This window comes from Salinispirillum marinum (assembly GCF_042650105.1).
Classification (GTDB): Bacteria; Pseudomonadota; Gammaproteobacteria; order Pseudomonadales; family Natronospirillaceae; genus Salinispirillum; species Salinispirillum marinum.
Genome location: NZ_JBHSAL010000002.1, coordinates 91,816 through 112,152, shown reverse-complemented (window position 1 = coordinate 112,152; position 20,337 = coordinate 91,816). Strand labels below are relative to the sequence as shown.

Genomic DNA, 20,337 nt, shown 5'->3' with positions numbered 1-20,337 from the left:
GCATTTGACACCGCCCTTAGGCGCCCACAGGGCGAGAAAAATGCTTAAGCATTTTTCTCGGTCACTCCCGGCCTGCCGTGGAGCGCCGGAGACACACCCCTAGGTACACCTACTGCCTGACATACCTACGGATCCAGCTCATCCAACCAATTGGCCCACAGCGCCGGAGACACCTTACCGGGTGGATAGTAGTCGGCTTTGGTTTGATACTCAGCATCACCCAAGCTGGACATCCACTTGGTCAACGGCTTTTCTAACGCCGGATCTTCAATAACCCGCAAACGACCGGGAAACACGCCGGACTGCCAACGACCCAATAAGGCACGCTGCCCCAACATCAGTTCATCAAAGAGATGACGATTCAAGCTTTCATGCCCGGTTCGATGCTTCACCCCGCCACGCGTTGATTCCAAGGCATGGCTTTCCCAGTTCATGCGCGTGACGTAAGTCGCGCAGCTTAGGCGTCCGAGCGCGGGATACCATAAAAGTGAACCGACAATCGGTAATGTTTTTTCATACGCCATGGCTTTCACCCAGACTTGCGCGGCGGAAGACTCGGCGACAATCTTCACCGGCGAATCACTTTGCTCAACAATGAAATCCAATGCCGCTGGCACATCGCACCACGCCAGCAAATGCAAACGGTTACTTGACCATTGCTCGTTAAACACACTGGCGCCATGGCCCCGCCATTCAAGGAACCATAGATCATAGCCTGCGTTTAATAGGGTCTTTACCCAAAGTTCAGCATAGGCTAACCATTCACCACGACCATGTAAGAAGGGAGGCAACCAAAGAATCGGCTTGCCTTTTTTTGTTGGGTCAACACTGAACCGTGTTAACGCAAAAGACACGGTTGGATCGCCCGAATTATTGGGCTTTAACAGATAGGTATCCTCATTCCACTGCGGCTTAAGCTCCGCAGTGAGCAAAGTCACCGGAAATAAATCAGAACTGCTTTTCATTGCGGGGAACTCACTCCTTCACCTTCACTGCTTGAAAAAACATCCAGGCTATAACGTAGAGACAACCGATTGAACGTTGACATCATTTCGATCAACACTATACTGTATATGCAAACAGATATGGATAAATAAACAGGTCGATAACATGATAAAACTTACCGCACGGCAGCAACAAGTACTCGACTTCATTCGCTCATATATGGACGCGCACAGTATGCCACCGACGCGCGCGGAAATCGCGCGTGAACTCGGCTTTAAGTCAGCGAATGCAGCAGAAGAGCATTTAAAAGCTCTGGCTCGTAAAGGCGCCATTGAAATGATTCCCGGCGCATCACGTGGTTTGCGTTTACCCGCACTCGAAAATGACGAGTCAATCAGCAACACCACAGCCATGGATCCTGCGCATGCTGGCCTGCCCGTGATTGGCCGTGTAGCGGCGGGCAGCCCTACCCTCGCCGCAGAACATATTGATGAATACTGCCCGGTAGCACCTGACTTCTTTTCTCCCCGTGCCGATTTCTTACTGCGGGTAAATGGCATGAGCATGAAAGATATTGGCGTATTTGACGATGATTTGGTGGCAGTCGCGAAAACGGCTCAAGTGAGGGATGGCGATATCATTGTGGCGCGGATCAATGAAGATGTGACCTTGAAGCGATATTTTCGAGAACAACAATGCATCCGTTTGGTGGCAGAAAACGAAGCGTTTGACGACATAATCGTAACCGACGAAGACGTTTTCGCCATTGAAGGCAAGTACGTGGGCGTCATTCGACGCCAACTGCATTGATAGAAGGCAACACGTTATTAGGGATGTGTTCTTTCCGCATCAACGCCAGAGAGCACCTGCGGATTTCTTGTCGATAAGCGATAAGATCCTTTCGTGCTCGGCCAGTTCAGCCGCACTAGCCGTTACCACCCGTAAGTCTTCTTGATTGACGGACGCCTTCAACATTGCTGAACTGGCCGTTTGCTGTGCATCCCCGTGATGCTCGGCCGCCAGTTCAAGAGTGGTTTGACCGCCGGTCATGAACAAATACACGTCCGCCAGAATTTCAGCGTCCAATAACGCCCCATGCAGTGTCCGGTGGCCATTATCGATGCCGTAGCGCTTACATAGTGCATCAAGATTATTCTTCTGGCCGGGGTGTTTTTGCCGCGCCAAATAGAGTGTATCCAGCACTGAACAGGACTTCTGCAAAGGCGCTGCTGAAGATTTTAACAAACGCAATTCATGGTTCAGAAATCCCATATCGAAAGGTGCGTTATGGATCACCAACTCGGCGCCCGACACAAATTCCAAAAACTCATCAACAATGCTGGCAAATCGTGGTTTGTCCTGCAAAAACTCATTGGTAATACCGTGTATGGCAATGGCATCCGCAGGCACGTCACGTTCGGGGTTGATGTAACAATGAAAATGTCGCCCGGTATGTTTTCGACCCACCAGTTCTACGCAGCCTATTTCGATAACGCGGTGCCCTTGTGACGGGTCCAAGCCTGTGGTTTCCGTATCCAGTACAATTTGTCGCATGGTTCAATAATCCCCGTTAGATATATTCTTGCGCACCCATATTCGCCAACGCGTCAGCTTTTTCATTACCCGGATTCCCGGCATGACCCTTCACCCAAAACCACTGCACATCGTGTTGCTGCACCAGAGCATCCAGTTGACGCCATAAATCTTCATTTTTGACAGGTTTCTTCGCCGACGTACGCCAACCGTTTTTCTTCCAGCCGGCCAGCCAACTCTCGATACCGTTTTTTACATACGATGAGTCGGTGTACAGTTTTACTTTACTGGCCCGCTTCAGCACGGCTAGCCCTTCAATGGCGGCGCGCAGTTCCATTCGATTATTGGTGGTTTGAGCTTCCCCGCCGTGCAGCAATTTTTCATGCGCACCGTATTGCAAATAGGCTCCCCAACCGCCGGGCCCTGGATTGCCTTTGCAGGCTCCATCGGTATAGAGCACAACGTCCATTATTGGGTTACCTGACCGCGTCGTTTTGTCATAACTTTATCCTTCATAAACAGTGCTGGTGACCAGCGATGATCATGTAACATTTCTAACTGATTTTTCCGCACCACCAACAAATAACCCGCACCCGCGATGGGTAGGACATTCCGTATCAGCGCATTGAGAAACCGAACTCTACGCTTCCAGGATGCCTGTGTCATGGGTGGCCAGTGGTAGTAGTACTGCGTGTTTAAAGGCTCGCAATCGAGCAACCGACACCAATCAGCCACCCGGTTGGCACTGATAAATTGCCCCGCCCAGGGCATGGGTCGATGCCGTCGGAAAATGCGGGATACCCCCCAAAAGCCGAACGGATTAAACCCCATGATCATCAACTGGCCGCCCGGGCGCAAGGCCTGCACCGCTTCACGCAGAATACGGTGCGGATTTTCCGAATATTCCATAACATGATGCAGAATCAACATATCGACCGAGGACGCCTGTAACGCCAGATGTTCAGGGTCTGACTGAATGACCGGGCACACAGCCCGGTTGTCGTGTCGGGCCAAAATCGCCGCCACTTTGTTTTTGGTTTTCCGCACATCAAATAACGGGCGATATAACCCGCCATCAATTTGCACCAAAAAAGGATGATATCCCGCACTGAGCATCGGCGCTAAAACGCCGCACTCGGTGCGGTAAAGGGCTTCGCCTAACTCTGTTCGATACCAGGCGTTTAATTGTTGTTCAGGGATTTTCGCCTGACCGACCGGTTTAATCCAGCGCTGTTTAAGTGCAGTAAGCCATGTCGAAAAACGCATGTAATGCCCAAGTTGAGTGTAAAATCAATGCGACCGCTTCAGGCTCAACCTTGACGCTCACTGGCCGATACTGAACAATGTAGACCGCATTCAGGTTTATACTTGATGCACTATGGTATACCAGCCAACCGGAAGGCGCATCTGATAATGCCTGCGCACCGGTGGACCTCCATTGAGCATCCTCAAAACGACGCTCAATCCATGTATAAATGAAGGTTGTTTCTGTGCGATTACCCAACACATTTCGCGTTATCCATGTATGGCCGGTTGCCTTTGCACTGACGTTCGTCGGCTGTCAGACCATTTTACCGGATACTGCACAGGTATCCGATGCTTCACCGGCCATAATCGTTGAACCCACTATTTTACCTACCCCGCCAGAACCCGTCGTCACGGAACCGGTGGCTGTCGAACCCATGAAGCCTGTGCCCATCATGGAAATCAATCCACCGGTCATCGAGCGAGCCGTTCTAGCGCCCGCACCGGAATATGCGGAAGACCATATTCTGGAAGACGTTTCCTTGCTGTTTCCAGAACGGTTTAATACGACGTCTGCGTTTGACTGGCCTCGCCAATTATCGGCGTATGAACGCGATCTATGGCACGAAATGCGCTCTCGGTTCACCATGAATCTGGACATCGATGATGCCAGGGTGGACGCCGAACTGCGTTGGTACAGCCGCAATCAGGGCTATTTCGACCGGGTTGCTAATCGTGCGCGCCGTTACCTGCCCTATGTCTATCAAGAAATTCTTAATTCTGGCCTGCCCATTGAAATTGCTTTGCTGCCGGTGGTCGAAAGTGCCTATGACCCTTTCGCCTATTCGCATGGCCGTGCATCCGGCATGTGGCAATTCATTCCCGGCACCGGAACCTATTATGGTTTAAAACAAGACTGGTGGTATGACGGTCGACGCGATGTAGTGGCTTCCACCGGCGCAGCCATCGCGTTCTTGCAAGACCTTGGACGCCAATTTGATGGCGACTGGGAGCTGGCACTTGCCTCTTACAATTCCGGTGCCGGGACAGTACGTCGTGCGCAACGCATCAATCGTGAGCGCGGTCGGCCAACCGATTTCTGGCACTTGAATCTCCCGGCTGAGACACGGGCCTATGTACCCAAAATGATTGCCCTGGCGCGCATTGTGGCTGACCCATCCGCTTACGGACTGACGTTACCCGTGATGAGTACCGATCCTTACTTCGATGTGGTCGATATTGAAGGTCAAATGGATTTAGCCCAAGCCGCTCGTCTGGCGGACATTTCTCTGGATGAACTGTATTTATTGAATCCCGGTTACAACCAATGGGCAACCCACCCCGACGGTCCGCATTATTTGCTCGTACCAAAAGAAGCGGCCCCCATACTGCGTGAAGAGCTGGCGTATTTACCACCCGAGCAACGGGTTAACTGGGCACGGTATCAAATTCGTCCGGGTGATTCGCTCATCACCATAGCACGGGCACATCAAACAACGGTTGAAGTGTTGCAAGATGTGAACAATTTGCGCGGCAGCATCATTCGTGCTGGCGATCATCTTTTCATTCCAACCGCTACGGCGGCCTCCACGGAGTATCGGTTTAGCGCCGATCAACGTCTGGATAGACGGCAAAATCAAGCACCCGGTAATGGTCTGGAACGCATCGACTATGTTGTGCAAGCGGGGGATTCTTTTTGGGAGTTGTCGCGCACCTACAACGTAAACCTGCGACAGCTCGCCCAGTGGAACGGTAAAGCGCCGACGGATCCGATCATTGTCGGTGATACCCTGGTCATATGGACCACACCTGATCGAGCAGCTCAAATGCAAGTAAGCACTGGTCCAGCCAGCAGAAGCGTGATACGCCGGGTAGGCTACACGGTACGAAACGGAGATTCACTGCATCGCATCGCGGATCGATTCAATGTGTCGGTCAATCAAATTCAGCGCTGGAACCCCGATGCCGCAAGCCGCCAGTACCTGCAACCGGGGCAGTCGTTGACACTCTATGTCGATGTCACCAACGGCCCCCAATAACGCAAGGCTTAAACTACGCTACTGAAAGGGCATGGAGCGCCCGGCCAGCTTGCCGTAGAGCTGGTCAACAAACAGCATGGCTGCCGCACTGAGTTTTTTCGCCAAGGGTTGCGGTGTTTCAAAGCTGACGCGATAGACCTGATGGGTTTCATGAAAGCCCTGCAACAAATCGTCGCTGGTCGCCAGTTCATCCACCAATCCACGCGCCAACGCATCGGTGCCAAACCAGAATTCGCCCGTCGATACGGCATTAATGTCCAACGCAGGACGCGCCTTGACAACATGATCTTTAAACAATCGATGTATGTTCTCTAAGTCCTGCTTGAATTTTTCCCGCCCTGCTTCCGTGTTTTCACCCAATACCGTTAAGGTCCGTTTAAACTCCCCGGCAGTATGCAGCTCAATATCAATGTCATTGCGCTTTAGAAAGCGATGCAGGTTAGGCAATTGCGCCACGACACCAATAGACCCCACCACCGCAAAGGGCGCGGCAACAATGCGATCAGCCAAGGCCGCCATCATGTAGCCACCGCTCGCGGCCACTTTATCGACCGCGATGACCAACGATAATTGCTTGGCTTTGAGCCGAGCGAGTTGCGACGCGGCGAGGCCATAGCCATGCACCACACCACCAGGACTTTCCAAACGCAGAACAACGGTATCTTGCGGCGTAGCCATATGCAGTACCGCCGACACGGACTCCGCCAGCGCATGCACCTGTGACGCCTGCATATCGCCTTTAAAGTCCAGTACCCATGCCTTGGGCTTCGCTGGATCTTCTGAGTTTTTCGCCGCGGCTTTTTGCGCTTTTTTCTCTGCCTTGCGCATGTTCTTGAGTGCTTTTTTATCGGTTACCAAGGCTTCTGACAGACGTTGTTTAAGCTTTTCCAACTTTTTGCTGACATTTTCGACCCGAATTTTGCCCTTCTCTTCATCCGACTGACGCCGGGCCATGCCCGCCAGCAACCCGATGAGGAGCGCCAATGCCACCACAATTGTGACGGTTTTCAACAGAAATATCAGATATTCAGACCACATGTTTCCTCCAGTTATTAATCCATCACGTTATTGCACGCATGGCTTGGTATTCGTCTCCCGGTGCGTTTAAACTGGTGTTTAAAACAACCGTATAAGAGGCATTATGACCGATCTCAACGAACAATTTTCCGCCTTCCAATCCCGTTTCAACGCCGATGCGGCCGATGATATGGAAGAAGTGTTCCAGTTTGATGTAGAGGGCACCACCTTTTACCTGGCCATTAAAGACGCCGCCTGCCACATGGGTGAAGGCGAGCACGATGACCCCAGTGTCACCCTACGCCTCAACAGCGACACGATGAAGGACTTGATGGCGGGTGAAACCTCTGGCATGCAAGCCTTTATGAGCGGCAGCCTTAAAGTGGAAGGTAACATGATGCTGGCGACCAAACTGGGCGATTTATTCGGGCTTTAATGCGGCCGAATGTCAGTACCGACGACACGATACTGGCCTTGCGGTGCCGACGCCGCAAGGCCAACGCCAGAAGCTCAGCGCCGCAGTGCCTCCTCAGCCGGCTCATTGACGCCGCGTAACACCAATCGATCACCCTGCCAGTCCAAAGAAAAAATCGCCTGCACCGTTAATGGCAATAAGGGGGTGTAATGTTCCTGACGGACAAACATTTGCCCTAACATCCACTCACCCAAGCGTGTAAACCAAGCCACTCCGGGTGCCTGTCGTTGTGCGGCTAACTCATCTTCCATCAATAGAAAGCGTGCTTCTATACGTGTCAATTGCACCACAGGCAGGGTTTCACCGGCAACAAGCCAGCGCGGTACATCATATTGCACCGCAACGGCGCGCCATAAGTCACCTTCGAGATCATAGCTCTCCGCCAGCCGCTCTTGCGCAACGGTCACTACATACTGTTGCGGAGCTTCATCACGTACCGTAATGGTACCCAGGAAGGTCGATCCTGAAGCCAACTGGTAATGAATTAAAGTCAGGGTTGCTAAACCCAGCAATAAGGCACCGAGCAACAACCCCAAGCCAAACACGCCAATGAAAAACCCTTTCCACCAGGCAAACCGCAGCAATATCCAAACGGCCAACACCAACGCTAAGACCGCCGGTACGACGAAAAGAATGACCAATAAGGTCATGATTAGGCTCCTTTTAAACGGCTGGGCAATTGCACTACACTGGCTCGTGCCATGCGCAAGAGGTCCGGGTTGTCCTGCCCATTCAGTAAACTTTCTAAATAAAGTTCCAGGCTGCTCAATGCATCAGCAAAGGCTTCCAATTGATCGTTGGTGACCCGAATGTGATTGTTCTGCAAACCCACCACAAAGCGCATACATTGCTCAACGATCATCACAGCATCGGCTGCCTGCAGGAACATCAACGCACCTCTTATGCCGCTCAACGTGCTGGGCACATTCGCCAGGTGCATGCTGTCGTGATCGTTTTCCATATAGGCTGTAATGGCTCGTTTAGCCACTGTGAGTCCCGCCTCCGTTTCGTCGAGTACGGCGGCTTGCGCCGACTCCAACATAACGCTACGTGCACCGGTTGCTTCATCCGCAGCAGAATCTCTAATGCCTTTTTTGGTCAACCTATCCAAGGCTGATTCCGCGTAGAGTACGGCATTGGCAATGGTCATCAAGTCTTCGTGTTGTGCGGCGATATTATCCGGCCAGTCCTTAACCATCGTCCACATACGCCGGATAACATTAGCCGGGCTCATTAACCCCACCATTTCCAATGTGTCGGCAACTCGCACCAAATGGTCACGCAAGGTATGTGCCGAGAACGCTCCTTCAGGACGCGCCGCACTGTCCACCATATCCTGCACCTTCATGAATTCTTCGTGCAAGGCGAGAGAGACGCTGTGCAACACGGAGGTACCTGGCGCCGTCAATAATTCACGTTGCTCGGCAAGGTGACGGGCGCTGTAAGGTAAGGCAATGTGCGGGTGCTGTTGCTGGAATGTCATACAAGCGGGCGAGGCATCGGCGGATAAGGCAATGAAATACAGGCTATCCTGCACTAATGCATTAATGGGCGTCGCGGTCAACTCGGGTACTTCGCCGCTGATCAGTTTGCGCAATTCACGATCCAGTTGACCATACCAGCGACGGCGGACCGCTGATAACGTGGTCAACTCTTGACTGGCCAAGCCTTCGGCGGCTAATGCTGCCAACTCCCAGAAGCTCTGCAGCGGCGTGTCCAACATTTGCTTTTGGACTCTCGTCAATGCCAGAGCCATGTACTTGAGGGCTCGTCGCGGCTGTTGTTCCCGTAGGGCATACAACAGTCCTGCCTGAAACATGTGTCGATAGGTGCGCAGACTACCTCGGCCTTCATCCGACAATGCAAACACCGTAGGGGCGTCATTCGTCGGTTCAAAGCGAAAACGGTGAAAACAACCTTCACGCAATAGAGATGCATTTCGGGCGCGCCGAAGCTCATTCAGCATTGGCAGTAGAATTTCTGGCAGAGGTGCTTTATTGAGTTCTTGGAATTCCAAATATTTCTGCAGAATGACCAACGTCCGGGTAATGACGTCATACGCCTGTTCCTGACCTTCTAGACGGTCAACCGGCAAGAACTGCATCAGGTGCACACTTTCTTCACACAACAACGAGGCACCTTGATGCTCCAGCATAATAAATATGCCGCGTAATTGTTGAAATGCATCAACCGTGCTTTGCCAGTCTTGCAAACTGTGTGAATACGACAGGTATTGCTCTAAGGAACGCTGTGCTTCCTCGACGGTTTTTGTCAGTTCTGTTTTGAGCGCCAAAAAGGTCGCACTGTTTGCCATATTCTAGATTCCATTACCACGCGTGTCGCTCAGGCATCGTACCATGTTGAGCTGAAAGTCTGTCAGTATGTTGACCTGTCTTATCGGTGTTGTGAAGCGCTGTAGGCCAAAATAGGCATATCTACCCTATGCCCTAAGGCCACTAAGCATTAGAATAGCCGACTTAGCGAAAAATTACCGAGATCAACGTGCCCCAAGCTATAAATCGTCGTTTTGCCACCGCCCCTATGATGGATTGGTCCGATCGGCATTGCCGATATTTTTGGCGTCAATTCAGCCAGCATACCTTGTTGTACACGGAAATGGTGACCACTGGCGCCCTCATTCATGGCACCGACATTGAACGTTTTCTGGCCTACGATGAAGCAGAGCACCCTATTGCTCTGCAACTCGGTGGTCATGCTGCCGATGACCTTGCCCATTGTGCACGCCTTGCCGAGCAGTGGGGCTACGACGAAGTGAACCTCAACGTCGGCTGCCCCAGTGACCGGGTACAAAACGGCCTGATCGGTGCCGTATTGATGGGACATGCCAACTTGGTCCGTGATGGCGTAAAGGCTATGCGCGATGCGGTCTCCCTGCCGGTTACCGTCAAACACCGCATCGGCATCGATGATCTCGACAGCTATGAATTCCTGTGCGACTTTATTGGCACGGTGGCTGATGGCGGTTGCGACACCTTTATTGTGCATGCACGGAAAGCCCTGTTGCAGGGGTTAAGTCCCAAACAGAATCGTGAAATTCCACCACTGGATTACGCCAGGGTGTATCAACTGAAACGCGACTTCCCACATTTGACCTTTGTGTTGAATGGGGGCATTGCAACCTTAGAGGACAGTAAACGTCATCTGGATCATGTTGACGGCGTTATGATGGGGCGCGCCGCCTGGCATAACCCCATGCTGTTGGCGCAGGTTGACCAAGCGTTAATGGGCAGCACACAGCCTTCACCGAGCGCGCACACCGTAGCGGAGCGCATGCTTCCGTATCTAGAACAACAACTGGCGTCCGGGGTGCGACTCAATCACTTGCTCAAGCCCTTATTCAACCTGTTTCATGACCGGCCAGGGGCCCGACAATACCGGCGCTATTTGAGCGAACATGCGCACCAGAAAGATGCGACGTTGGATGTTTTCCTCAGCGCCTTGGCGAAGGTACCTGAAACGTTTTCAGAACCACTAGAACCATGTCCCGCGAACTGACCTACTTGTTTGATGACTGGCTGGTCGTTACCCAGCAATTAACGTTAAAAATCCGGCAAGAAGTCCCACAAAGCTGGATGTGGGGCACCGTGCACCACAACGAAACCATCAAACGGCTGTGTCAGGCGTTGGAAGATATTTGGTATTTGGATGGGCAAGACGGTCGGGCCACCCGACACCACATCGGTGTGGTTAAAGTGAGTCCGGCAATTATGCGTATGGTGGTACGGAGCAACGACTTGAAGGCTCGCTTCCATCAACACTTGCTGGAACTGAAGAAAAATAAACCGGAGTTGTGGCCGGAAACCTCCGCCCGTTTGGTCAAGCGCTCCAGCCATGTGCAGGGCGCTCTAGAAAAAGAAGGCATGGTCCGCCTTCACCTAAAACAATTTAGCCGCAGCCTGCCCGTCGTGACCGAGGTACCCAAAAAAATCACCTTCAACTGGTACAGCAGCGGGCGCAGCATTAAGCGGGTCACGCGCGATCAAGTGTTGGAAAAATTGTTTAAACTGGGCCTGGAAAAAACCCATATCCGGTTGGAATATCAACGCGTCGCAAGCCTTCCCGAACACGAGCCTCTAGCGCAAGTACAACAGCAAGCGCCGCTGATTCGCGCCAACCTACGGTACAACAGTGACGCCCGCGAAGCGTTCAATGTCGCCATGCCAATTTTTATGCCGACGGACGACACCTTCGCCTTTCCTGACATAACACAACCCCCCGATACACCGCCAAAGCAGCGGCAACGGGCCGTGCGCAGTGACCAGAAACTGGATCTCGAACCCTTTGTTTCCAGTCTACGCGTGCATCGTTATCGTTAGGCTTTCGGCCAACACCAGTTTAGTCTTCCAGCCGGTTCAAACCGTTGAGTGCCGCCACCCGATACGCCTCAGCCATGGTCGGATAGTTGAAGGTATGGCTGACGAAATATTCCAGGGTATTGCCGCCGTCCTTCTGCTCCATGATGGCTTGCCCGATGTGCAAAATTTCGGCGGCCTGTTCACCAAAACAATGAATCCCAAGCAACTCCAGCGTGTCACGATGAAACAGGATTTTTAACACCCCAGTGTCTTCGCCTGTGATCTGGGCACGCGCGGTGTCCTTAAAGTACGCTTTACCCACCTCATAAGGCACCTTGGCTTCGGTGAGTTCGCGTTCATTTTTGCCCACCGAACTGATTTCGGGAATCGTGTAGATGCCCGTCGGAATGTCCGTAAAATAGGTTGCGGTGAAGTCATTCACAATGGCTCCGGCAGCGCTCCGGCCTTGATCGTAAGCGGCGCTGGCAAGACTGGGCCAACCGATCACATCACCCACCGCAAAGATGTTGTCTATGCTGGTACGGTATTCTTTATCAACCACTAACTGGCCTCGCGAGTTCGCTTCCAAGCCAATGGATTCAAGATTTAAACCATCGGTATTACCGGTTCGGCCGTTCGCCCACATAAAGGCTTCAGCTTTCAATACCTTGCCACTTTCAAGCGTAAGTTCGATGTGGTCGTCTAGACCCTTCACACTTTTGAAGGTTTCATTATGACGAATCAAAACGCCATGGTTGCGCATGTGATAGCTCAAGGCATCGGAGATTTCATCGTCCATAAAAGCCAACAACCGCGCGCCGGGGTTAACCAGATCCACTTTGACACCCAGGCCGCTGAAGATCGACGCGTACTCACAACCGATGACCCCAGCACCATAAATTACAATGCGACGGGGCGTTTCCGTCATCGTCAAGATGGTATCGCTGTCGAGCATGCGTGGATGGCTAAAGTCAACTTCCGGCGGACGATAAGGGCGTGAACCGGTAGCAATTACGATGTGCTCGGCGCGCAGGATGTCATTGGCATGCTCACCGTCGCGCAATAGCAGGGTGTTCTTATCGACAAAACTGGCATCGCCGTGAAACATGGCAACATGGTTGCGCGCATAGAACCGCGCCCGCATAGCAACCTGTTTGCTGATCACCTGATTGGCACTGCGCAACATGGTTTGGTAATCCAACACCTTAGGCTCAGAAATAGCACGAAACATGGGGTTTCGATTGTATTTCATCAAGGAATCAACCGCATGACGGAGAGCTTTCGACGGGATTGTGCCTTGGTGGGTACAGTTACCACCCACATCAGCCCGACGATCAACAATCGCCACCTTTCTTCCTTTCTTTGCCGCATTCATGGCAGCACTTTCCCCAGCGGGGCCGCTACCAATTACAATGACGTCATACTGATGTTTTGCCATGCTGTCCTCAATGCCTTTTCCAGTTGTCAGGTTCGGTCAGGTCACTGCCCGGAGTGCTTGTACACTCTGAAGGCGTGCCAATCCTTGTTTTTATCTAACGCGTTAAACTCACTTCTACTTCTTGCTTGCGTCGTAGAACTCGCCATTCTGCGGAGTATTCGGACTATCGTCCGCTTCACAAAGCTCGGGATTGCCGCCGCAGATTTCACATTTGCCTTCGATACCGACCGCGGCCAATCCGCCACAACTGCCCGCAATCGGCTTACGCCCGAACATCACACCGACCGCCATAGCACCGACAATCAACAACATAAACGCGAACACCACCAAAAATAACGTCATATCACTCTACTCCCGCACCCAAAAGGTGCTTAAATTCGCCCGTCATTCGTTCTTCAAACCCGTTAGCGCCACGCTCAATCAAATACACCGATAGACCGATGGTTTCCGCCAATGCAAAGGCATCATCCGGTTGCATGACCGTGAGCGCCGTCGCCCAACCGTCAGCCAGCATGGCATTTTCCGCCAGCACTGACACCGAAGCCAGGCGGTGTGTCACCGGAAAGCCTGTGGCCGGGTCTAACGTATGGGCATACCGTTGCCCGTCCACTTCAAAATAATTCCGGTAGTCGCCACTGGTCACGATGGCGGTATCTTCGACCAGCTCAACAATACGATACGCTTGTCGGGATATACCCGGCTCCGGCGTTTCAATACCTACCCGCCAGCCTGTACCGTCGGGTTTTATACCCGATGTGCGCATGTCGCCGCCAATCTCTACCAGAAAGCGATTATAACCCAGCTCTAATAGATATTCAGCGACACGATCAGCACCAAAGCCTTTCGCAATCGCAGAAAGATCGATTTCACGCGGGGCTCGTTTCCGTAAAGCCGGGGGGTCAACCTGCACGTCAATGGCCTCCCAGCCGACCATTGCCAAAGCTTCGGTCAATTCAGCCTCAGTAGGAATTTCTTCCGGGCGGGCGAGCGGTCCAAAACCCCAAATATTGACCAGCGGCAAAATGCTGGGCTCAAAGGCGCCTTGGGTCTGCGCAGCCAAATCCAAGCTGGCTTGCACAACCTTCACCACATCTGCACTGACCGGCACCCACAAGTCAGTCGGGGCACGGTTAAAGCGCGAAACATCGGATTCCGGTTCATAGGTGGACATGGTTGACACCACATCCGCCAAGCGCCGTTGAATGCCCACTTCGAGGCGCAATTTTTCGCGCTCGGGGGCATACACGATGACGGAATAGGAAGTGCCCATCGCCTGACCTTGAAACCGCAGGGGCTCGTCTACCGGGTTTTGACCACAACCCGCCACGATACCCAGAAGACAGACGAGTACAGCGCTACGCAAAAATTTACTCATGATAAGGAAAAATCGATGCTGCGATAGAAAGAGAAAAGCCAGACCCGTTACCGAGTCTGGCTTCGAAGGACAGAAGATCCATCAACCGCCGAAGTCATCCAAGAGGATGTTATCGTCTTCGACACCCAGATCTTTCAGCATTTTGATACAGGCTGCGTTCATCATCGGCGGCCCACACATGTAATATTCAACATCTTCTGGCGCTTCGTGGTCGCGCAAGTAGTTTTCATACAACACATTGTGGATAAAGCCGGTTTTACCCGTCCAGTTATCTTCTGGCAAGGCATCACTTAACGCCAAATGCCAGGTGAAGTTTTCGTTGTCGGCCGCTAATTGGTCGAATTCTTCTACATAGAAGGCTTCACGCAATGACCGGGCACCGTACCAGAACGAAATCTTCCGCTTGGAGTTCAGGCGCTTCAACTGGTCAAAAATGTGTGAACGCATGGGGGCCATACCCGCACCGCCACCGATGAACACCATTTCTGCCTCGGTATCTTTAGCGAAGAACTCACCAAAGGGACCATAAATGGCCATTTTATCGCCGGGCTTCAAGCTGAACACATACGATGACATCTGCCCTGGTGGAAAGTCAGTGCCCGGTGGTGGCGAAGCAATACGAATATTGAATTTCACCAAGCCACGCTCTTCCGGATAGTTGGCCATCGAGTACGCACGGATGACGGTTTCGTCCACCTTGGAGACATACTTGAATACACCAAATTTGTCCCAATCACCGCGGTATTCTTCTTCAATATCAAAGTCAGAATATTTAACGGTGTGCGGCGGAGCTTCCAACTGCACATAACCACCTGCCCGGAAGTCTACATTCTCACCTTCCGGTAATTTTAAGGTCAGTTCTTTAATGAACGTCGCCACGTTAGGGTTGGACACCACCTCACATTCCCAGCGTTTAACACCGAAGAATTCCGGCTCAACCTCAATTTTCATGTTTTGCTTAACGGGCACCTGACACGCCAAACGCCAGCCTTCTTTCAACTGACCTTTGGTGAACGCTGAAGCTTCGGTTGGCAGAGCTTCACCGCCACCTTCCATGACGATACAGCGACATTGCGCACAAGAACCACCACCACCACAAGCCGAGCTCAGGAAGATGCCATTCGCCGCCAAGGTGTTCAGCAATTTGCCGCCCGCCTCGGTTTTGATGGCTTTGTCGTGATCTTCGTTAATTTCAATGGTCACTTCGCCGGTGTTTACCAATTGTGACCGAGCGCTAAGGATGATCCCCACCAAGACAAATACGGCCAGGATAAAAACAGCAACGCCCAAAATAATTTCTAAAGCCATTATGTTGCTCCTCTGTTACAGCGATACGCCGGAGAATGACATAAAGCCCAGAGACATCAGACCCACGGTGATGAAGGTGATACCTAAACCACGCAGCCCCTTGGGAACGTCACTGTACTTCAATTTTTCGCGGATGCCTGCCAAAGCGGCGATGGCTAACGCCCAGCCAACCCCAGCACCCACGCCATAGACCACAGACTCGGAGAAGCTGTAATCGCGTTCCACCATAAACAATGACGCACCTAAAATGGCGCAGTTCACAGTAATCAACGGCAAAAATACCCCTAACGCGTTGTACAGCGCTGGCACGTACTTATCCAGGAACATTTCCATGATCTGCACGATGGCAGCAATAACGCCGATGTAGGTCAGATAACCCAAGAAACTCAGGTCGACACTGGCCAGCTCAGGGCTGATCCATGCCAACGCACCTTCACGCAGTACGCCATTGAAAATCAAGTTGTTGACCGGCACGGTGATCGCTTGTACGACGATAACCGCAATGCCCAAGCCAATGGCTGCATCGACCTTCTTTGAAATCGCAATAAAGGTACACATGCCCAAGAAGAAGGCTAACGCCATGTTTTCAACAAACACGGCCTTAATAAACAGACTGATTAAGGCTTCCATTTAGAGGGCCTCCTTGTTCATGTTAGGCTTAATTTTGAATTCCGCCTCTTCCACTTGATCAGACTTCCACTCGCGCAAGGCCCAAATCAAGAAGCCGATGATGAAGAACGCACTGGGAGGTAATAACATCATACCATTGGCGACGTACCAACCGCCTTCAGATGTCAGAGATAGAATCTCAACCCCAAACAGCTTGCCCGCTCCAAACAATTCACGGAATACGGCCACAATAATCAACACCACGGAATAGCCCAAGCCATTACCGATGCCGTCAAGGAAGGCCATACCGGGCGGGTTTTGCATGGCGTAAGCTTCCGCACGACCCATTACGATACAGTTGGTGATGATCAAGCCCACAAACACCGACAATTGCTTTGAAATGTCGTACGCGACCGCTTTCAAAACCTGATCCACCACGATGACCAAGGAGGCAATGATGGTCATCTGGACGATGATCCGAATGCTTGATGGAATCTGGTTACGAATGGTGGCGATGAACAGGTTTGAGAACGCTGTCACCGTGGTCAGAGCAATACTCATAACGAAAGCCACTTGCAGGCTGGTAGTAACCGCCAGAGCAGAACAAATACCGAGAATCTGCAAGCCTATCGGGTTTTCGTTAAAAATGGGGTTCAGTAATACTTTTTTCACTTGTGGTGACATGATTAAGCCTCCCCTGCTTGCAGGTTATCGAGGAAAGTACGGAAACCGTCTTCACCCATCCAAAATTGAATGAGACCGTCGACCCCACGGCTGGTCAGGGTTGCGCCCGACAAGCCGTCAATGTAGTGATCACGCTCGTAATCGTTGGTACGTTCCACAACACCACGACGAACCGACAAGCCCAGATCACCGTTTTCATCGAACACCTTGCGGCCTACCCACTGCTGCTTCCAGCGTGGATTATCCACTTCACCACCCAACCCAGGGGTTTCGGCGTGTTCATAGAAGCCCAAGCCAGCAACGGTGTTGAGGTCACCTTCTAAGGCGAGGAAACCGTACAGTGTGGACCACAAGCCATAACCACGTACCGGCAGAATCAGCGTTTCTATGCTGTTATCTGCACCGCGCACGATGTAGACCAGTGATTGCTCTTCTAGGCGACGAATGCTCGCCAAGTCTTCACTGGGGTCCAAGCGACGCGATTGCGCAGGGTCTTGTGCTGCTTTGCGTTGATCGAAGGTATCAGGATCGACGTCGACGAATTCGCCGGACGAAAGATCGATAACACGCGTCTCCACTGATTCGAACTGATCTGCAACAGAACGACCGGTTTCGAGCATACCCGCCGCTGACAAGATGTTACGCTTCATGTCTATTTCGACGTTTTGTTGCTGCATGGGGCGCAAGGAAACTGCCGCAGCAGAAACCACGATGGCGCACACCAAACACACCAGAAAAGCAATTTTCAGGGTGTGTTGAATAGAGTCTTTACGCTTGGACACGAGCAGCCCTCCGCTTGATGTTGGCCTGAACTACGTAGTAGTCAATGAGCGGTGCGAATAGGTTAGCGAACAAAATCGCCAACATGATGCCTTCGGGGAACGCGGGGTTTACCACCCGAATCAATACGGTCATGACACCGATCAAGGCACCAAACCAGTATTTACCCATGTTGGTCATGGATGCCGATATCGGATCGGTAGCCATGAACATCATACCGAAAGCAAAACCACCGATGACCAAATGCCAGTACCATGGCAGCGCCAATAATGGATTGGTTTCGGAGCCGATCATGTTGAAGACGGTCGACATCAAAATCATACCGATCATCACCCCGGCCACGATACGCCAGTTAGCAATTCCCATCACCAGCAGCACTGCGCCACCTAACAAGATCAGTAAGGTTGAAGTTTCGCCCATAGAACCTTGCATGACGCCGAAGAATGCATCAAACCAAGTAATGTTATTGGCAAGAATTTCTTGCACGCCACCTTGTTGCGCCAGACTCAAGGGCGTTGCGCCACTGAAACCATCGACCGCTGTCCATACTTCGTTACCGGACATGCTTGCCGGATAGGCGAAGTACAAGAAAGCACGGCCAGTCAGCGCCGGGTTCAGGAAGTTTTTACCCGTTCCACCGAACACTTCTTTACCGACCACAACACCGAACGTGATACCCAAAGCGACTTGCCACAACGGAATAGATGGTGGGCAAATCAAGGCAAACAGCACAGAAGTCACAAAGAACCCTTCGTTCACTTCGTGCTTACGTACGGCGGCAAACAACACTTCCCAGAAGCCACCGACCAAAAAGGTCACCGCATAGACAGGAACAAAGTGCCAGAAACCGTACCAGAAGTTATCCCAGATACTGCTCGGGTCATTACCGGCCAACAGGCCAATGAAAAATTCCCGCCAGCCATCACCCATGCTCAAACCACCGGCAATGGCCGTATTGGCTTGATAACCGATGTTCCACATACCGAAGAACATCGCGGGGAACGTACAGATCCACACCGTAATCATGATGCGCTTCAAGTCCATACCGTCGCGCACATGCGCCGTGGTTCCGGTCACTTTACTGGGCATATAGAGTGCGGTATCGACCGCTTCATATAACGCATAGAACTTTTGCAACTTACCGCCGGGTTCAAAGTGGTGTTCCACTTTATCCAGCATGCTTCTTAATGCCTTCATGCTTAGCTCTCCTGCTCAATTCGAGTGAGGTTCTCACGCAGAATTGGGCCGTATTCATATTTACCGGCACAAACGAACGAACACAACGCCAGATCTTCTTCATCCAGCTCCAGTGCACCTAATTGTTCAGCCTGATCCAAATCACCTACCGCCAAGGCACGCAACAGCTGCGTGGGCAGAATATCCAGTGGCATGATTTTTTCGAACTGACCGAGCGGCAGCATGGCGCGTTCCGATCCGTTGGTTGAGGTGTTGAACGCAAATTTCTTACCGCTGAACAATTTGGATACATAAATGTTCAATACGGAAAAACGATCCACGCCGGCACGGAGATAATGCAGCATAGGACGTTCACGACCTTCAGCCAATACACTGACTTGAGAGTGATAACGGCCTAAAAAGCCCACTTCTGCGAAGGTGGCACGGCCGCCGAACACAGACCCGGAAATCAACCGGCTCTCGCCATCGTGCAGTTCACCCGCAGCCAAATCCACCAGATTGGCGCCGACACAGGTTTTCACCAAGCGTGGCGATTTAACTTGCGGACCAGCCAAAGCAACAATGCGCTCATTGTTCAAACGACCGGTAGTGAACAATTTGGCCATGGCGATCACATCCTGGTAACCCATGGTCCATACGGTTTTCTTGGCCGAAACAGGCTCCAGGAAGTGAATGTGCGTACCCACGTTACCCGCCGGGTGCACCCCGCCGAATTCTTCAACCACAATACCTTCAGGCACAGTGATAGAAGCGCCGGGCTTCTTGCACACGTAAGTTTTACCTTCCGTCAATTTGGCCAACAACGACAAGCCTTGTTGAAACGCTTCGGCGTCATGTGCAATGACAATGGCCGGATCGGCCGCTAACGGATTGGTATCCATTGCACTGACAAAAATTGCCGCAGGCTGGCTTTCTGGGCTCGGCACCTTGCTGTACGGCCGTGTGCGCAGAGCCGTCCACAAACCGCTGTGTACCAAGTTTTCGACAATCTGCTCGCGCGTCAGGCCAGACAACGCACCCGCGTCGTATTGCGCGAACTGCTCTGCCGCATCGCCGTTAATCTCGACAACTAAGGATTGAAAAACCCGGCGAAGCCCACGATTGACAGCCTTAACCTCACCCGCCACCGGCGACGTGTAGGTCACCCCCGGTGTCTTCTTGTCGGTAAACAATGGCGTGCCGATTTTCACCGTATCGCCAACTTTTACCAACATGGTGGGTTTCATGCCGGGGTAGTCATACCCAACCAAGGCGGCTGATTTAACAGCATTGCCCGGTTCAACGGTTTGCTTGGGATCACCAGTAATGGGAAGGTCTAAGCCTTTTTTGATTGTGATCATAGTGTTGCCCGTTAGTGAATGTAAAACGGTAACGAC

At 52.0% G+C, this 20,337-nt stretch carries 21 protein-coding genes; 5 read left to right on the top strand and 16 right to left on the bottom strand.

Annotated elements, in window-relative coordinates:
* Window positions 1–125: 125 nt before the first annotated feature.
* Window positions 126–965 carry a hypothetical protein gene (locus ACFOSD_RS07670; protein ID WP_380695175.1) on the bottom strand — a complete coding sequence of 280 codons (840 nt, stop codon included), beginning with the start codon at window positions 963–965 and terminating at the stop codon, window positions 126–128.
* Between the two features lie 145 nt (window positions 966–1,110).
* On the opposite strand from ACFOSD_RS07670, the gene lexA reads away from it, so the two are divergent.
* Window positions 1,111–1,755: a transcriptional repressor LexA gene (gene lexA, locus ACFOSD_RS07665; RefSeq protein WP_380695173.1), complete on the top strand. Its 645-nt coding sequence runs from the start codon at window positions 1,111–1,113 to the stop codon at window positions 1,753–1,755.
* A gap of 39 nt (window positions 1,756–1,794) precedes the next feature.
* On the opposite strand, the gene dnaQ is transcribed toward lexA, so the two are convergent.
* From dnaQ to ACFOSD_RS07650, 3 genes are read right to left on the bottom strand one after another with little or no spacing between them, the layout of a single operon-like run.
* Window positions 1,795–2,499 carry a DNA polymerase III subunit epsilon gene (dnaQ, locus tag ACFOSD_RS07660; RefSeq protein ID WP_380695171.1) on the bottom strand — a complete coding sequence of 235 codons (705 nt, stop codon included), beginning with the start codon at window positions 2,497–2,499 and terminating at the stop codon, window positions 1,795–1,797.
* A 16-nt stretch (window positions 2,500–2,515) separates the two neighbouring features.
* The gene (gene rnhA, locus ACFOSD_RS07655; RefSeq protein WP_380695169.1) at window positions 2,516–2,947 is read right to left on the bottom strand and encodes a ribonuclease HI; all 432 of its coding nucleotides are present in this window, start codon (window positions 2,945–2,947) and stop codon (window positions 2,516–2,518) included.
* Window positions 2,947–3,744, bottom strand: coding sequence for a class I SAM-dependent methyltransferase (locus ACFOSD_RS07650; protein ID WP_380695167.1), 798 nt, complete (start codon window positions 3,742–3,744; stop codon window positions 2,947–2,949). Before ACFOSD_RS07650 ends, rnhA begins: the two co-directional genes overlap by 1 nt.
* Before the next feature lie 224 nt (window positions 3,745–3,968).
* Between ACFOSD_RS07650 and ACFOSD_RS07645 the strand changes: the two genes are divergently transcribed.
* The gene (locus ACFOSD_RS07645; RefSeq protein ID WP_380695165.1) at window positions 3,969–5,762 is read left to right on the top strand and encodes a LysM peptidoglycan-binding domain-containing protein; all 1,794 of its coding nucleotides are present in this window, start codon (window positions 3,969–3,971) and stop codon (window positions 5,760–5,762) included.
* An 18-nt stretch (window positions 5,763–5,780) separates the two neighbouring features.
* On the opposite strand, the gene sohB is transcribed toward ACFOSD_RS07645, so the two are convergent.
* Window positions 5,781–6,800 carry a protease SohB gene (sohB, locus tag ACFOSD_RS07640; protein ID WP_380695163.1) on the bottom strand — a complete coding sequence of 340 codons (1,020 nt, stop codon included), beginning with the start codon at window positions 6,798–6,800 and terminating at the stop codon, window positions 5,781–5,783.
* Window positions 6,801–6,903: 103 nt separating this feature from the next.
* Between sohB and ACFOSD_RS07635 the strand changes: the two genes are divergently transcribed.
* Window positions 6,904–7,215 carry an SCP2 sterol-binding domain-containing protein gene (locus ACFOSD_RS07635; RefSeq protein WP_380695161.1) on the top strand — a complete coding sequence of 104 codons (312 nt, stop codon included), beginning with the start codon at window positions 6,904–6,906 and terminating at the stop codon, window positions 7,213–7,215.
* Window positions 7,216–7,289: 74 nt separating this feature from the next.
* Here ACFOSD_RS07635 and ACFOSD_RS07630 read toward each other — a convergent pair whose 3' ends face one another.
* Together ACFOSD_RS07630 and ACFOSD_RS07625 are read right to left on the bottom strand one after the other, a co-directional pair.
* Window positions 7,290–7,904, bottom strand: a complete 615-nt coding sequence (locus ACFOSD_RS07630) for a hypothetical protein (RefSeq protein WP_380695159.1) — start codon at window positions 7,902–7,904, stop codon at window positions 7,290–7,292.
* A gap of 2 nt (window positions 7,905–7,906) precedes the next feature.
* Complete coding sequence (locus ACFOSD_RS07625) at window positions 7,907–9,568, bottom strand: hypothetical protein (RefSeq protein WP_380695157.1); 1,662 nt, start codon at window positions 9,566–9,568, stop codon at window positions 7,907–7,909.
* A gap of 188 nt (window positions 9,569–9,756) precedes the next feature.
* Between ACFOSD_RS07625 and dusA the strand changes: the two genes are divergently transcribed.
* Window positions 9,757–10,770 (top strand): tRNA dihydrouridine(20/20a) synthase DusA, encoded by a 1,014-nt coding sequence (gene dusA, locus ACFOSD_RS07620; RefSeq protein WP_380695155.1) that lies wholly within the window; start codon window positions 9,757–9,759, stop codon window positions 10,768–10,770.
* Window positions 10,755–11,591 (top strand): DNA replication terminus site-binding protein, encoded by an 837-nt coding sequence (locus ACFOSD_RS07615; RefSeq protein WP_380695153.1) that lies wholly within the window; start codon window positions 10,755–10,757, stop codon window positions 11,589–11,591. The genes dusA and ACFOSD_RS07615 overlap by 16 nt, the downstream gene beginning before the upstream one ends.
* Window positions 11,592–11,610: 19 nt before the next feature.
* On the opposite strand, the gene sthA is transcribed toward ACFOSD_RS07615, so the two are convergent.
* From sthA to ACFOSD_RS07570, 9 genes are all read right to left on the bottom strand, one after another.
* Window positions 11,611–13,008 (bottom strand): Si-specific NAD(P)(+) transhydrogenase, encoded by a 1,398-nt coding sequence (sthA, locus tag ACFOSD_RS07610; RefSeq protein WP_380695151.1) that lies wholly within the window; start codon window positions 13,006–13,008, stop codon window positions 11,611–11,613.
* Window positions 13,009–13,122: 114 nt separating this feature from the next.
* On the bottom strand, window positions 13,123–13,350 hold the full coding sequence (gene nqrM, locus ACFOSD_RS07605; RefSeq protein ID WP_380695149.1) for a (Na+)-NQR maturation NqrM: 228 nt from the start codon (window positions 13,348–13,350) through the stop codon (window positions 13,123–13,125).
* Between the two features lies 1 nt (window position 13,351).
* On the bottom strand, window positions 13,352–14,383 hold the full coding sequence (locus ACFOSD_RS07600) for an FAD:protein FMN transferase (protein WP_380695147.1): 1,032 nt from the start codon (window positions 14,381–14,383) through the stop codon (window positions 13,352–13,354).
* 81 nt (window positions 14,384–14,464) lie between these two features.
* A complete protein-coding gene (gene nqrF, locus ACFOSD_RS07595) occupies window positions 14,465–15,691 on the bottom strand; it encodes an NADH:ubiquinone reductase (Na(+)-transporting) subunit F (protein ID WP_380695145.1) in 1,227 nt (408 codons plus the stop codon).
* Window positions 15,692–15,706: 15 nt separating this feature from the next.
* Window positions 15,707–16,321: an NADH:ubiquinone reductase (Na(+)-transporting) subunit E gene (gene nqrE, locus ACFOSD_RS07590; protein WP_380695143.1), complete on the bottom strand. Its 615-nt coding sequence runs from the start codon at window positions 16,319–16,321 to the stop codon at window positions 15,707–15,709.
* Complete coding sequence (locus ACFOSD_RS07585; protein ID WP_380695141.1) at window positions 16,322–16,984, bottom strand: NADH:ubiquinone reductase (Na(+)-transporting) subunit D; 663 nt, start codon at window positions 16,982–16,984, stop codon at window positions 16,322–16,324.
* 2 nt (window positions 16,985–16,986) lie between these two features.
* The gene (locus ACFOSD_RS07580; protein ID WP_380695139.1) at window positions 16,987–17,766 is read right to left on the bottom strand and encodes a Na(+)-translocating NADH-quinone reductase subunit C; all 780 of its coding nucleotides are present in this window, start codon (window positions 17,764–17,766) and stop codon (window positions 16,987–16,989) included.
* On the bottom strand, window positions 17,753–18,961 hold the full coding sequence (locus ACFOSD_RS07575; protein WP_380695137.1) for an NADH:ubiquinone reductase (Na(+)-transporting) subunit B: 1,209 nt from the start codon (window positions 18,959–18,961) through the stop codon (window positions 17,753–17,755). The genes ACFOSD_RS07580 and ACFOSD_RS07575 overlap by 14 nt, the downstream gene beginning before the upstream one ends.
* 2 nt (window positions 18,962–18,963) lie before the next feature.
* Entirely contained in the window at window positions 18,964–20,301 is a 1,338-nt protein-coding gene (locus ACFOSD_RS07570; protein WP_380695135.1) for a Na(+)-translocating NADH-quinone reductase subunit A, read from the bottom strand.
* Window positions 20,302–20,337 lie beyond the last annotated feature (36 nt).

Coding starts and splice junctions, on each gene's coding strand:
- nqrE (WP_380695143.1), bottom strand. CDS start 16,321: ATGGAAGCCTTAATCAGTCTGTTTATTAAGGCCGTGTTTGTTGAAAAC.
- ACFOSD_RS07630 (WP_380695159.1), bottom strand. CDS start 7,904: ATGACCTTATTGGTCATTCTTTTCGTCGTACCGGCGGTCTTAGCGTTG.
- nqrF (WP_380695145.1), bottom strand. CDS start 15,691: ATGGCTTTAGAAATTATTTTGGGCGTTGCTGTTTTTATCCTGGCCGTA.
- sthA (WP_380695151.1), bottom strand. CDS start 13,008: ATGGCAAAACATCAGTATGACGTCATTGTAATTGGTAGCGGCCCCGCT.
- ACFOSD_RS07615 (WP_380695153.1), top strand. CDS start 10,755: ATGTCCCGCGAACTGACCTACTTGTTTGATGACTGGCTGGTCGTTACC.
- ACFOSD_RS07650 (WP_380695167.1), bottom strand. CDS start 3,744: ATGCGTTTTTCGACATGGCTTACTGCACTTAAACAGCGCTGGATTAAA.
- ACFOSD_RS07635 (WP_380695161.1), top strand. CDS start 6,904: ATGACCGATCTCAACGAACAATTTTCCGCCTTCCAATCCCGTTTCAAC.
- lexA (WP_380695173.1), top strand. CDS start 1,111: ATGATAAAACTTACCGCACGGCAGCAACAAGTACTCGACTTCATTCGC.
- ACFOSD_RS07585 (WP_380695141.1), bottom strand. CDS start 16,984: ATGTCACCACAAGTGAAAAAAGTATTACTGAACCCCATTTTTAACGAA.
- ACFOSD_RS07625 (WP_380695157.1), bottom strand. CDS start 9,568: ATGGCAAACAGTGCGACCTTTTTGGCGCTCAAAACAGAACTGACAAAA.
- nqrM (WP_380695149.1), bottom strand. CDS start 13,350: ATGACGTTATTTTTGGTGGTGTTCGCGTTTATGTTGTTGATTGTCGGT.
- ACFOSD_RS07670 (WP_380695175.1), bottom strand. CDS start 965: ATGAAAAGCAGTTCTGATTTATTTCCGGTGACTTTGCTCACTGCGGAG.
- dnaQ (WP_380695171.1), bottom strand. CDS start 2,499: ATGCGACAAATTGTACTGGATACGGAAACCACAGGCTTGGACCCGTCA.
- rnhA (WP_380695169.1), bottom strand. CDS start 2,947: ATGGACGTTGTGCTCTATACCGATGGAGCCTGCAAAGGCAATCCAGGG.
- ACFOSD_RS07600 (WP_380695147.1), bottom strand. CDS start 14,383: ATGAGTAAATTTTTGCGTAGCGCTGTACTCGTCTGTCTTCTGGGTATC.
- ACFOSD_RS07570 (WP_380695135.1), bottom strand. CDS start 20,301: ATGATCACAATCAAAAAAGGCTTAGACCTTCCCATTACTGGTGATCCC.
- ACFOSD_RS07575 (WP_380695137.1), bottom strand. CDS start 18,961: ATGAAGGCATTAAGAAGCATGCTGGATAAAGTGGAACACCACTTTGAA.
- sohB (WP_380695163.1), bottom strand. CDS start 6,800: ATGTGGTCTGAATATCTGATATTTCTGTTGAAAACCGTCACAATTGTG.